This window comes from Humiphilus diazotrophicus (assembly GCF_059726315.1).
In genome coordinates this window covers 5666785-5680092 of sequence record NZ_AP040870.1, presented here as the reverse complement: position 1 = coordinate 5680092, position 13308 = coordinate 5666785, and the positions used below count along the sequence as shown (strand labels likewise).

Annotated in this window: 9 protein-coding genes; 5 read left to right on the top strand and 4 right to left on the bottom strand. The window is 47.9% G+C overall.

The window, feature by feature from the left end; genetic code table 11:
- Positions 1 to 39 precede the first annotated feature (39 nt).
- Complete coding sequence (locus AC6I7T_RS23275; protein ID WP_497790157.1) at positions 40 to 2763, bottom strand: RNA polymerase sigma factor; 2724 nt, start codon at positions 2761 to 2763, stop codon at positions 40 to 42.
- Between the two features lie 131 nt (positions 2764 to 2894).
- Here AC6I7T_RS23275 and AC6I7T_RS23270 point away from each other — a divergent pair, with 131 nt between their 5' ends.
- From AC6I7T_RS23270 to AC6I7T_RS23250, 5 genes are all read left to right on the top strand, one after another.
- Positions 2895 to 3131, top strand: coding sequence for a helix-turn-helix domain-containing protein (locus AC6I7T_RS23270; RefSeq protein WP_497790156.1), 237 nt, complete (start codon positions 2895 to 2897; stop codon positions 3129 to 3131).
- A gap of 424 nt (positions 3132 to 3555) precedes the next feature.
- Positions 3556 to 4821, top strand: coding sequence for a metallophosphoesterase family protein (locus AC6I7T_RS23265; RefSeq protein WP_497790155.1), 1266 nt, complete (start codon positions 3556 to 3558; stop codon positions 4819 to 4821).
- Positions 4818 to 6746: an ORC-CDC6 family AAA ATPase gene (locus AC6I7T_RS23260; protein WP_497790154.1), complete on the top strand. Its 1929-nt coding sequence runs from the start codon at positions 4818 to 4820 to the stop codon at positions 6744 to 6746. Before AC6I7T_RS23265 ends, AC6I7T_RS23260 begins: the two co-directional genes overlap by 4 nt.
- Positions 6743 to 7774 carry a hypothetical protein gene (locus AC6I7T_RS23255; protein ID WP_497790153.1) on the top strand — a complete coding sequence of 344 codons (1032 nt, stop codon included), beginning with the start codon at positions 6743 to 6745 and terminating at the stop codon, positions 7772 to 7774. Before AC6I7T_RS23260 ends, AC6I7T_RS23255 begins: the two co-directional genes overlap by 4 nt.
- Positions 7771 to 8622, top strand: coding sequence for a DNA adenine methylase (locus AC6I7T_RS23250; RefSeq protein ID WP_497790152.1), 852 nt, complete (start codon positions 7771 to 7773; stop codon positions 8620 to 8622). Before AC6I7T_RS23255 ends, AC6I7T_RS23250 begins: the two co-directional genes overlap by 4 nt.
- A gap of 477 nt (positions 8623 to 9099) precedes the next feature.
- Here the strand turns inward: AC6I7T_RS23250 and AC6I7T_RS23245 are convergent, their stop codons facing one another.
- The 3 genes from AC6I7T_RS23245 to AC6I7T_RS23235 all read right to left on the bottom strand — a co-directional run bounded on the left by AC6I7T_RS23245 (position 9100) and on the right by AC6I7T_RS23235 (position 13117).
- Positions 9100 to 9882, bottom strand: a complete 783-nt coding sequence (locus AC6I7T_RS23245; RefSeq protein ID WP_497790151.1) for a hypothetical protein — start codon at positions 9880 to 9882, stop codon at positions 9100 to 9102.
- Between the two features lie 324 nt (positions 9883 to 10206).
- Positions 10207 to 10674, bottom strand: a complete 468-nt coding sequence (locus AC6I7T_RS23240; RefSeq protein WP_497790150.1) for a hypothetical protein — start codon at positions 10672 to 10674, stop codon at positions 10207 to 10209.
- 1303 nt (positions 10675 to 11977) lie between these two features.
- Positions 11978 to 13117 carry a MutS-related protein gene (locus AC6I7T_RS23235; protein ID WP_497794640.1) on the bottom strand — a complete coding sequence of 380 codons (1140 nt, stop codon included), beginning with the start codon at positions 13115 to 13117 and terminating at the stop codon, positions 11978 to 11980.
- Between the last annotated feature and the right edge of the window lie 191 nt (positions 13118 to 13308).

Sequence of the window (13308 nt, the reverse complement as noted above, 5' to 3'; positions counted from 1 at the left end):
GTTATTTCGTTCTAGTCGGAAACAGGCGCAGGCTCTCCCTCATTCCTTCTTTGAGTAGGACCTGACCTGCGTTTGCATATCGGATAAAAGTGACTCGGCAATCTTTATTTGCTGATACGTGTCCTCTAGTTTCGGGACGCTTTCCTGCTGTACTCCGGCCCGTACCGTGAGCGCGCTGGTCAAATCGTGTTCAAGATGCTTAGTCCGCAGCACAATCTCCGCTATCCGCTCGAAATATGGCGGACTTCCTGGCGGAGCTTCGTCTTTCTGTTGTGTGTTTATCGATCTTCCGGGGAAAGGGAGATTGCCGAGTCGTTGGTCGAGCCTTCCCAGGTCCGACCGCAACGAGCCCAGAGAATCGCTCAGCAACTTCAACCACGTATCGCGATCCTCCGCGCTCAAAGAGAGCACTTCGTTGGGAGAAAAGAAGGTACTGAACTGCTGCAGCCTCCAAGCATCCCGATGCGCGGAAGCGCTGTCCCCCAGCACCGCCTCCGTAAATGAGCGAATCGCCGTATCCACTTGCGTATCGCCTACACCGAGTTTCCTGAAGGCTGGCCGCAGTTCGTCGTCGGCGGGAGTCCTCGCCGCATTCACCTCATAGCTCATCAGGGCAACAGGAGCCAGCTGCGAACTAGCTTCCCGTACCTGCCCTTCACCCATGAAGTGAATCTCCAGAATGACCTTGCCCGTTCTTGCCAGCGGCGCGAGCATTCGCCGTGCTCGTGCCGCCTCAGATTCACTTGGCAAAGACCCACTAATGACCAGGGAGCCGGACGCCGTTTTCCGCAGACTCAGGAGCAGGTCCGTATCTCCCCCCAGGCTGCGCAGCAACTGCACAGCCGCAAGAGCGAGATGAGGAAGATCGCCACTCCGGGAAGTGCCACTCGGCACATGAAATTTCTGCCGATACAGTTGTCCTCCCTCCGCAGGCGGAGTACCCGCTCGGGTCTCGTAACGGATCTCCCGATAGCGAAGTTCCCGGACCTCGCTACCCCTAGCCACCCAAAGCCGCTGCTCTTCGACATGCAAGGACCGGCGATTGAGGACCAGCACCGCCCGCACCACTTGGGGAACAGAGGTCGCAACATCCGCTTTCCGCTGATAAGCGATGCGGTAGTAGTCCCCATCACTATCGAGCGTCAGACTCGGCTGTCCTTCCCTGAGCCATACAGGGGAAAGATCGCACGACCACTCTTTTCTCCTTTCAAGACAATCCGGGACGGCTTCTGCATTCCTCTGAGCCTCTTCAATAGGCGAATTCTCAGACTGGCCGCCCGCTTGCGGCAAAAAGCGCTTGGTCAACCTCCCCGCCCCGCGCCAGACTTCTACCTGCCCAGAGTGGAGCGTCTCACCTGAACTCGCGGCCTCTTCGAACGCAAGAACCTGATGGCTGGCCATGACCGACTCGGCAATCTCCACTTGAATCGAGCGCTCAAGGACAGATTCGACCTCCGGCTTTGCCGGTTGCCGCCCACTCCAGAGCCAAACCGCTATCAAACAAAGGAAGGAAACCGCCAGAACCGCCGACGGTGCGGGATTCCACTGCAACCAGGTCAGCAGATTCCTCCACAGATTCCGCCTGGGTGCTTCTTCCGGAAGCTTCCTGACCGCAGGCATGGCATATTCCACGCGGATCTGGGAGACAGTTCCGTACCATTCGACTGAGACATCGAGGGCCAAGTCGCGCCCCAGCCGGACAGTACGTCTCGTCTGCGGCTGAACGCAGCACGAATCCGATTCGAGATCGAGATAGAGCAGGCGCATTCCCTGCCCGCTGAAGACCTCAAGATAACGAAGCTCGGAAGCTATGGAAACGGTCTGGCATGGCTCCACCGGCCAACGACGAAGCTCGTTGCCGTTTACCGCCAAAACTAGAGCTTCTGGCTCGTGAGCCTGCAATTCCCGTACGCTCTGCATGGCCCGATGAAGTTCATCCTCCGAGTTCCCGCCATCCAAGGGCCACCGCTCCGAGGGTGAATCGATCCTGAGGCGCCGCGTAATAGAAGAGAGGCAAGTGTCACAGCTCACAACATGGCTCAGTTGCGCCGTCGTTAAAGTTCCCCTACCCTCTTCGGTCAAAGCAAGGCATTCCCCTTCCCTTGCCGCACTGATCAGCGCACGCAGATTGCGGACGAGATCGCCGGTTTCAAAGGCCGAGCTGAATTTCTTAGCCTTGGGCGGCGTAAAACGGAACTCCTGCGGTTTTTCGAGAAAGAGCTTCCCTTCCCTGCGAGCCAGCCGGATCTGACTATCAACTGATGCCCGGGAGAGTCCCGCAATCGCCATAATCTCCTCCGGCAAAAAGCCCCGGAAGAAACGCAATAAAAGGATGCTGGCGGACTTAGTCGACACCTTCCGCCAGCACAGGAAGTGACACAACCGCAAAATCTGATTCTGAAACTCGACCTGATCGGAGGCACGATTCACCCGCAGCCGGATGTGGAGCGAGTCGTAATCGAGCACCTCCAAATCCTCATGCTGGTGCTTCCAGACCCTACGGATGCGGGTACAATTCAGGTTCTTCAGCGCCCGGTAGAGATAACCTTCCAGGTTCCCCACGGCTCGAATATCGGCCGCCGAGGTCGCGAGATCGACATAGGCGTCATGCACTAGGTCCTCGGCAGCCGCACGATCAGAATGCGTCAGCCGAAGAGCCCAGCCCAGAATCTCCGCATAGCGACTGATGAAGAGTTGGCGCAGTTCCCCGCCCGAATGCTCTTCCTGTCTGACTGCTTCGGCGAATTGGAAAGTAGAAGACATTTGCCCGGACCTGCCCAACGTAGGGCCACACACAGAAAGTCTTCGGATCTGGGGTATTTCTGAAAGATTTATGCCGAAATCCGTAATAATATTCGGTGTAATTTACCACCCTATTCTTCCACACTTCGAGGGTGGCTACTCTGCGTCGGCAATTCGGGAAAAAGTTGCGATCCATCCGCAAACGCAAAGGGATGACGCAGCAGGAATTTGCCGAACTTCTTGACATTTCCATTGATTTTCTTAGCTTAATTGAACGGGGCTTGAATGCTCCGTCATTCGAATCAATCGAGTCGTTCTCTATTACACTCGGTATACCGGTGCGTGACTTTTTTGACTTTGGCCCTGATGCAATAATTAAAGAACTATAAGCAAGGTCCTCGTTTCAGAGAAAATCCGTAGTTATATTACGTTAAACAATGATGCCCAGCAATACCTCTAATCGAACTAAAATGATGAGACCCAGATTTCCAAAAGATTCGAATCTGCAGAGTAGTGTCCGGTCACAATCCGACTGATGAAGAGCCAAGAACTCATGCTGCCTATTGATACAAAGGTGTGTAATGGAATATGTTCCATGAATTAATGTAAACAACAGCTAGCTCTTTGGGCTGACTACAGAATCTTTGCCAGCTTGATTTTATTCCTGAAACTCAAGGTGATCTCAGTCACTTCAAATCGCAGAACATCTTGGTATCAACCAGGGTAATGTGATAGTTATATTTTCTGCGTGAAGCAGAGAATTCCGCTTCTTCATCCTCCCTCCAGGAGGAAAGGGAAGGTTTGTTCCGGGCAATGAAGACCATTAAACTACTTCAAATCGGGGATATTCATTTCCCGGATACTAATACAGAAATAAATTCAGATTTAAAGGATTCTGCATTCCCAAGCTCAGTATCTACGCAGACGCAACTTCGCCCACTCCAGACCGTGATGAGGAGAATACTAAAGGAGAAAGTTGATGCTGTTCTAATTTGTGGTGACTTAACGACTAAAGGAAACCTAAGCCACTACAGCGACTGTTTGGAGTATCTTGACAAATCTCTATTGCTTTCGAATTACAAACTAGAGCATCTACATGCGGTACCCGGTAATCATGATGTAGATCGCACAAAAGTAGATCCCCACGGAGAAGATCTATACAAGAAATTCGAGGCATTTTCACAACTCTGGTCCGCTCGTGGAATGCCCATTTTGACAGTGAAGGAAGCAAGATCCACATCCGTTCTTTCCAAAGACGGAGTTGGCACAACTATCTTTTCCATCAACTCTTCACTTGGGTGTGGAGAGAAATGGTTCCCCAAAGAGATCAGAACTCAGTTTGAAAAGGTACTTACCCAATATTCTAAGACAGCGGATCCTGACGCAGCTTTCGCATTAACAGGTCAAACACTCGACACTCCAGCTATCGCGAAGGATGATATTGAGCAGGTTTGCGACTCAATACGAGAACTACCTTTGAATCGAGTTCCAATCTTGCTTTCACACCATAATATATTACCGCAGGCCCTCCTCCGTGTAGACATGTATACAGAGCTCATTAATTCAGGAGCATTAAGGTCACGCCTGGCAGGACTTAACCGTCCAATTTTATATTGTCATGGACATATCCATGAAAATCCGGTGGAAGAGATACACGATCCCAATAAAGGATTCTCTCAACTCATCTGCATATCCGCACCGCAGTTAAGTCGTGGCTTTAATAAGATCACTCTTGAGATAAGTAAGACTGGCACCCCGCTTGGATGTATAATCACGCTTTCCAAATTGAAGCTCGATGACGGAGACATTGTTACAAAAGAAATTAGATTGCCATTGAGGCAACCAGCGCTCAGTCGAGTTAACAGCTCAAAACAACTACTTCAATTTTTTAATGCCATTCCGGCAGGCTCGATACGCTTTCCGGACGCGATAGAAAACGCAAAGAAAATAGGAGTCGGTCGATTAACAAAGACAAGCGCCGCCGACCTTGCACGAGAAGGGGAGTGGTTTGGCTTCGTTGAAATTGATAATCGGGATCAGGACCCTGAATACTGGCAGATCAGAAAGCTGGTACCATGAAATACGCATCCCCATTTACATTGTCTCGTTTTGAACATGAGCGGATACACTTGTATTTCCTCCCCAATGATGTATTCGCCAGGTTAGAACAGTCGAAACCGGTATATCTCATCGGTAGTCGGGGTACGGGAAAGACAACACTGTTGACAGCTCTGAGCTGGAAAGAGCAACTGGCAAATGAGTCTCTGGCAAATAAGCTACAGAACAGTGGCAAGCGCGGTTACGTAGGCATCTATTTAAGGACGCCAGAGTTTATTTTATCAAGCTTAGACACGCTTCTTGGAAACGTCAATGAAGTATTAAAAGCTGCTGTTTTTGCATACTATCTTGATCTAATCTGGATTAAGGAGCTTCTGGAGGCTTTAGCATATCTTACCGTCAAAAAAATCCTCAAAGTAGATATTGAATCCGAACAGAAAACAGTCAAAGGCATTGTTCAACAGTATCATTACTTATTAATGCCAGAGAAAGACTTTGACTGCAAGACTTTCAAACAGCTAGGAACAATCTTTGAACAAACAAGATTTTCTCTCGAAAAACATGTAAAGAATATCCAAACTCTAGAACAACTGTCTCACCTCGTACCTCCCGGACAGATCGGAGAATTTGGACGATCAATAGCAAAGCGACTCTCAGAGTTTTGTGAAAACGGGAAGGGCTATGGCAAGGAAATCCATTTCAAGGTTTGCCTTGACGAAGCAGAATGTCTAAGTCCCTTCCAGCAAAAGATCGTTAACAGTCTTGTTCGTCTTTCCTCCTTCCCATTATTTTTCGTTATCTCGTATGTTCGCATGATGGACGATATGACCAGTACTGTAATTCCGGGAATGACCATCCAAAAAGCTGACCGAGAACTTATATATCTTGATGATCTTTCACACGAGGATTTCCGCATATTTTGCGAAGGAGTAGCATCAGTCAGAATTGAAAGACAACTAAACAAGAAGAACATTCGTTTTCGAACTAATTCCCTCCTAGGTAACTTGGATATTAACGAACTTCTCTTCTCGATGATCAAAGCATCTACCGCAAGAGATGCTCGCGACCTACTGGGGAAAGCACTTGAGCTACAAAATACGGCATTTTACAGAGACATTCACCCAGACTCGCCCGGACTATCGAAAGCACCTCCTATATATCAAGCATATTTAATCGAAAAGCGAGCTATTGATATTCCGGGCCCAACCACTAAGCGCTGGGAACGACGTGCTCAGGATAGTGCTGAACTTCGTAAAAAGATGGTTTCAGCCTATCTTCTTATTTGCAAGGAACACGGCTTTGCCGTCAAATATGCCTCGGCCGACATGCTATTGCAAATGAGTGATAAATGCATCCGGGACTATCTTGCGCAAATGCATGAAATCTTTCTCAAGTCAAAAACAGCTGCGACCTCGTTTTTACAAAAACGCGTACCGATTGATCATCAGCATGCGGCGTTGTCAACAGCTAGTCTTCAAAAGAAAGTTTCACTACCTGTATCTGGAGTCAGCTCACCTCAAGAACTGGACCTCCTGGTTGACGCACTTGCGCGGCTCACGGAGAGATTACAAACTGATGATACAAACGGCAAGGCATTAGCAAGCACTGAAAGAGGGGTATTTCGCCTATTAATCCGAAAAGAAGATTCCCATCTCAACCATACGCTTAGATTGATTCAAGAAGCATCAGAGGCAGGTTTTCTTAGAATTATAGAAAAGACCGAGGAACATTGGCTTTTTCGTGTTCATTGTTCCCTTGCTGCAGCGTATGGTTTTTCTTATAGAGGAGCCTACTATAGAGTTACCCTACCACTTCTCGACATTGTCCAGATGAGTTCCCTTAATGATCAAACAAAAAAAGCTGAGCTCATCAATGACATATGTGACCGGATATCTGGGGTCCAAGGTACATTATCTCTCTTCAGTGACGATTTTGGTGATCAATGAATACTGCGTTTCGCGATGACTTTATCCATGGTACAGCCTCTAGATTCTCCTCAATTGAGAATTGCATTCCCAATCACTATGACTTGGCTATTCTCTCCCCGAGTTGGGATAGAAGATCTGTTTGTGCAGTTCAAACCGGAGCGACCTTTGCACAAGCTATTGTGCTAGACCTTGAGGCCAAGGATGGGCAGGATCTCAAGCTACAACACCAGGCACTAATATTTTCCTATCTCCAAACAACAGATTCACAACCTATCATTATCAATGGTAATGCAGCGGACCTTCATGGCCTCTGGTCCAAACTGTGGGATCGAATAAAGGAAATAGTAGAGCAAAAGAAGTCACCTCTCTCGATGTTCATAGATCTCTGTACTACACCCCGCTTTTACACTTTGGGTGCCTTAGCAGGTGTCCTTACAGAGGGATTAGCACGTCAGATTACGATCTTCTATGCAGAAGGAAATTATGGGCGCAAGAACCTACCTCTCTCTAGAGACTACCCATTCACAATTGGCCACTGGAAAGCTGTCCCAATCCCATTTCTAGAGGGCTTCTCTCAGCCGGGGAAAAAGAAACACTTCATTGTTTCTGTTGGTTTTGAGGGAACCAGAACAGCCAGAGTACTAGCCAAGGAAGATCCAGATCTTGTATCTATTCTTTTCCCCAAGCCGGCCGTTAAAAGAGGCTATGTTAAGCAAGCTCACGAACGGAATAAAAGAATCTTCTCGGATTATTGTATACCCAAGAATCAGATCGTAAATGCGGCGGCTGGAGATTGCATAGAAGCGTGGAAAAACCTATCCACTGCCTGTTTAGAAAAACCAGATGACCAGGAGATCTCATATCTCTGTTGTGGAACAAAACCCCATTCGCTAGGAATGACATTAAGAGCAATCTGTCTACAGTACCCGATCGTACTCTACAATCTTCCAGAGGGATATGATTTTGTCGATGTAATCCCAACTGGCGTTTACTGGAGGTATGATCTTGAAGATATCACCAGCCTACCAAATGGAAGTGCACTTTGAAGCCATTCCTTAAGTGGCCTGGAGGTAAACGTTGGGCTGCAAAGTATATCGCTAAACTGGTGAAGAGGAATCTCGAAGGCCGCTATTGCGAGCCATTCCTAGGAGGTGGAGCTGTCTTTTTTGAATGTCTTCCTCCCAAAGCGACTCTTTCTGATATTAATTTCGACCTTATTAATGTTTACAAACAGGTCAAACAGAATCACCAAACCTTGTTGAGCAAACTAAAGCACATGCCTGTGAGTGCTGAAGTATATTCAAAATTACGAAGGGAAAATCCGTCGGATCCTATGCTCAAAGCCATTCGGTTTCTGTACTTGAATAGAACTTCGTTTGGTGGCGTCTATAGGCTCAATCAAAAGGGCGAATTCAATGTCCCGTATGGAGGAGGAAATAGGACACCTGCGATATTGTGGGATCAGAACCTCCTCGCGAACGCAGCCACAGCACTAAAAACTGTGGAATTAAAATGTTGTGATTTTGAATGCCAATTAGATATTCTGGGCACCGGGGATGTGGCATACTGTGACCCCACTTATACCGTAGCCCATGACAGTAATGGCTTTCGGCGATATAACGAGTCCATCTTCTCGTGGCAGGACCAGGAACGTCTTGCTGCTGCTGCCATGGAAGCAGCAAGACGAGGAGCTACTGTAATCGTAAGCAACGCCCACCATTCAAGCATCAAACAGTTATTTACCAATACACCTTTCTGCAAGATTCACTCGTTATCGAGAGCCAGTTGTGTTGCCCCCGATCCCACGTTTCGAAAACCGGTTAAAGAATATCTCTTCGTTTTTCAGAAAAGACGTCGGATTTTGGCCAAGAAACAAACCAAAGTTCTTGGCTAACTGAGTCAATCTTCAAGAACTGGATCACTATCATCTGCAGAGCTAGCCGTGGCGAATATCGAGCTGTCATTAGTTTCCATTCGCCATTAGAGGTGGCATACGTAAATCCCCGGCGGAATCAAGTACGCAAGTTTGAATCTGATGGAGATCGACTAGACTAGATTATCAATTGGGCTAGTGGTTCCTCTGAATTATCAGTAAAAATGCCAACAGAAGCTATTTTCTCCAACGGTGAGCCTATCATTGCGGCGGGGAACTCCCCCCAAAGATATCGGCTCCATATATCGAATTAGTTGTGTCTCCATCAGATAACATCTTGCGAAATCTGCGACCATATCACTATTGTCGCAGATATGCTGTGAAGAGTAGAGTGCTCCTACCGATATCGCCATTTTTGGGAACGACTCTGTTCTTTAAGCAAATGGACCAAGCATATTGGCTCCCCCTACGCTATTAACCTCTGATGAGACCCGCGATTCAACCAGGGGTCACTTCTCGGCCCATCGTTATTTTTTCTTGCATCCGAATATTTGAAGCGGCGGGGTTCTCATCTTTGGTGGCCGCCATATCCACCAATTGAGCAAGCTGCTCGAGCCTGATTGTCGAAGCAATCGATATCGCTGCAAGGATATAAAGACCTCCCAATATCGACATACCGATCTCTATATCTGAGACCGCAAATAATCTCTCCTTAAACAAATTGACCACAACAGCAATCCAACCTACGACTAGAGGTATGATTCCGACTTTGTCGAGAGTGCCGACCATCAGCCCTGTTCTGCCACGCACAAAATCAACTCTCATGCGTAGGCGAGTTCCAACATATTTAAGAAGCGGAGGGGGCTTAATTCTTAGTCGTTGAAGAAGTTCATAATCGTCAATCGAATATTTCGATTCTACTTCTAAAAAAAACTTCAGAGGAGGAAAGAGCGCTTTCGAAGATCGATATGCCACAACACACTCTGAGACCCAACTCCCCAGAGTCGCAAATAGTAGAAGAAGCAGTGCAAGGGTATGCAAAGATCTTATAGCATATAGTGGTAAAGCCGAGGCAATAGGGGGAACCCTGAGTGCCCCGCCAATTGCGCCACCAATTGCGAACAACACACCGGAAACAAGGAGCAACTTTCCCTCTAAATCCGAAAGGAACCCTCGCAAAACATTTCGAAGAGACATTTGCTCTTTGTCTTTTCTATTGAGAACCTGAGTCTCAATTAGGAGAGCAAAAATAGATTTGATAGCTTCCTGTTCTTCACGCATCTGCACAGCGATATTCTAGCGAAAGCTATAGGCAGATATAGTCTACAAGCAAATACGGAATCAAAAACTACAACACTTCAATCTGAGACGGACTGTAGTTTGTGGTCAGTTAAATAAAGAAGGACGATCGCGACAAAGTGACAACGTCTTCCTTTACCCATCCGTACTGGAATCGACAAAACAATACCCCCTCAAGCTCGTACCCATCTACGAGCACACGGACCAGTCTTGATGATTCGCTACCACATCAGGGCCATAAGCGAAGGAACCCTCCACCTAAAACACATCGACGGAGACTTCATTCTAGATGAATAGTATCCACTCCTAGTTTTTAACCGTCATCGCTTCTGAGTTGACTGCTTTCTTCCCTGTTATGCCTTCAAGCCCGGCCAAGATCCCGCGATAATCATTTTTGTCACATTGCATCGCAAGACCACCTTTTTTGTCGCCGTCCGCCCAAGTGACCCCCACAAAATGCTTCTTCGATTTCGCAAGAGCCATTAATGCACCTAGGCCGAGCGTAACAACCCCAACACCGATTGCTGCACCAACACGGCGATGGACGTCCTGTCCATAACTGATTTCAGTAACTGCCGTTGCCGGAATCTTGACGACCTCAGTCCTGTCTTTCACAAATCGAATCGTTGCCGTATCGATATACAGCTTTAGGCTACTGCCGGACTTGGTATCTGGAATAGACCCACCATCATAGGTAACTTTATAGCCATTATCTCCAGCGAAGGCTGTAGCAGGAAGGATAATAGCGAGAACCATAGCAATAATGATTTTCATATCTTCAGTTCTCCAAACTCTAAATCGATGCATAGTAACACTTCGGCAGAAATCCTTATATATTTAATATTTCCAGAACCAGAGACATTTATTGATACACCTCTAGTAGGAAGGCCCTAAGACATCGAAAACGATTTCGGCAGTGAGCGCATGTTCTTCTTCTTTTGCTCAATTTGACCTATCATTTCTCTATCATCAACTATCTTGACTATAACGATTCTCGACAGTTGAGACTCCGCCCAAGCTAGCAGCTTCGAAAGCCCCGGGAACAGGACACACCTCTGCATTGGGTATCTCTTCGTATCCACGCATCTAACTTGATCCGATTACTGTTAGGCTGATGAGATACCGGGCAAGACGTCTTTGCTGGAGGGCCCATTTCGAGAGCGAGTGTGATGTACTGCGTTTTTGGCGCGATGTTGAGATCTTCAATCTTCCCAGTGCACCGAAGATAGCACGCGATAAACGTCAGATCACCGCCCCGTTTCAGAAGGGTGATCTTCTACCCTAGCAAAAAGGTTATGGCTCATTGCCACTTCCTTCCGAATCGGAGGAATGGGTACATGCGGTCTTCCTTGCGGTTTCTCCGTCTAGAAGTTGGGCTAAGGTTATCCTCGATGAGATAAACCCAAGCTGCAGCCTAAGCCGGACAGATATTGAGCGGATCAGTGGCGAAAGCTGGCTGGCCGCTTTCATGGTTGACAACCAGGGAACAGTAGCCGGTAATACCTTATGTCCTGGCAAGTTTTGCACATGGAAATAAATGCATCGCGCATGCGTGGTAAGTTCATCAGGCCTAGCGTCCCCTCACAGATTTTCCCATTTCGTCGGTTCCAACATTCTCAGTTTTCTCACCGCCTTTGCTTTAGTGATCGGGTCGCAATCCATGGTCCTTGTCTCAAGTGCAGCAGATGCGGTAGCGAGAAGGGAGTCAGATTCTCCAAACAATGGCTGAGCCACAATGTGATACTAAAATGGCCTGCGGCCAAGAGCAGGGCCCGCCGTTCCGTCAATCGCACAAGTTAGCAGGTTCGACTGTATTGGCTTTTGCGGCCCGGGCAAACTTACCTGCAAGTCAAGAAGCGTGGCCTCGCGTGTGGGGTAGTCCGTTGAGCCAAGTGGTACGGCCTAGGCCGTCACCGTCTCTCCGAGGGAGGGGAGTTCGAACAAAGAATTAGGGAGGCCATAACGAACGAGATACACTCTCTTCCAACTAGAAACTCAAGGTATGGCCCGCCAGGGAAACAGGGCGGGGCACCACCAGAAGCACAAATTTGAACCGAGCGACTGATGACACAATCATTCAGGTCAAAAGAGCCTCTGGTGTTTCTACATCCAATCCCACTATTTTCATTAGCTTCAATGCATTTCTGGTTCTCACAATACCAGGTGCCAACGTAAAGTCAAAATTCAACTTATCACCATCCACTGTATCCTCAAAATGAAAATTTCGAGCGACGCCTCCCAATGTATCCGTAAGTTTCGTGAGGGCTAGGTCATGGGTAGAAACAATACCAATGGCGCCCCTCTTTACGAGGCTTTGTAGAAAGAACCGAGAACCGATCATGCGATCATCAGAATTCGTTCCGGACAATAGTTCATCCAGTAGAAATAAGACAGGGGTCCGATGGAGGGTTAGATCATAAATACATTTTAGTCGGCGAAGCTCGGCATAAAAATGTGAAACACCTCCTTGCAGCGAGTCCAAGACGCAAATGGAAGCTGCCATGGCTAGAGGGGATAGGGTAAATTTGGAAGCACGTACCGGGGCTCCACAATTGGCTAGAATTACATTCACACCAATTCCGCGAATAAAGGTACTCTTGCCGGACATATTGGGACCGCTAATGATCATCAGTTTCATGTCCGAACCAAGAGTCACATCGTTTCGAACAGCTACGGCTTCTGGAAGAAGCGGATGAGCCATACCCTCAGCATTCAGGTATCCGACATCCCCGTCTATAAATACAGGGAATACATCTCTGGGATGTTCGTACGCATACGATGCCAGCGCCACCAATACCTCCAACTCGCCGAGTAGCGATAACCACTGCCGGATATTTCGACCGTATTTTGTTCGCCAGCGTTCAGTTGCCAACAAAAGCTGTAGAGAATAGAAAGTGATGAGATCTAAGCTACGAACGAATACATTCCGTCGCGAATCTAACCATTCGGAAATTCGCCGAAGCTTTCGTATAGCCACTGAAGGAAACACGCCCTCATGGATCAATGCCTTCTGTAGCCCTTGCAGTTTAGGAGATGAGAATGTAGTGCCCTCAAACACTTCGAGAATTTGTTCAAGGAGCTCCAGTTCTGGTGTTGCCTTCTCGATACTGCTGATAGCACTTTCAAGACGCTGATGAATTGATATTGTGACAAAGACATCCAAGCCGCAGATGATGCATAGTGGAATACTTAGTCCCACCAACGCCCAAATCACCACACCCAAAGCCCCGAGAACCACCAGTGCCGCAGTACAGAGGCCTAATGCCCTGGATCGGAATCTGCTTTCTCCCTCTCCCCACGCACACAAGGCTTCAGGTCTTACACCAATCCTGACATTAGTACCTAAGGTCCAAAGTCGCTCTCTTAGGGAGATCTGGTCCTTAAGCTCCGTAACGGCAGCCTGTCTTA

Excerpts from the sequence above, each read along its gene's own strand:
- AC6I7T_RS23275 (WP_497790157.1), bottom strand. The coding sequence starts at position 2,763 with ATGTCTTCTACTTTCCAATTCGCCGAAGCAGTCAGACAGGAAGAGCAT.
- AC6I7T_RS23265 (WP_497790155.1), top strand. The coding sequence starts at position 3,556 with ATGAAGACCATTAAACTACTTCAAATCGGGGATATTCATTTCCCGGAT.
- AC6I7T_RS23260 (WP_497790154.1), top strand. The coding sequence starts at position 4,818 with ATGAAATACGCATCCCCATTTACATTGTCTCGTTTTGAACATGAGCGG.
- AC6I7T_RS23255 (WP_497790153.1), top strand. The coding sequence starts at position 6,743 with ATGAATACTGCGTTTCGCGATGACTTTATCCATGGTACAGCCTCTAGA.
- AC6I7T_RS23245 (WP_497790151.1), bottom strand. The coding sequence starts at position 9,882 with ATGCGTGAAGAACAGGAAGCTATCAAATCTATTTTTGCTCTCCTAATT.
- AC6I7T_RS23240 (WP_497790150.1), bottom strand. The coding sequence starts at position 10,674 with ATGAAAATCATTATTGCTATGGTTCTCGCTATTATCCTTCCTGCTACA.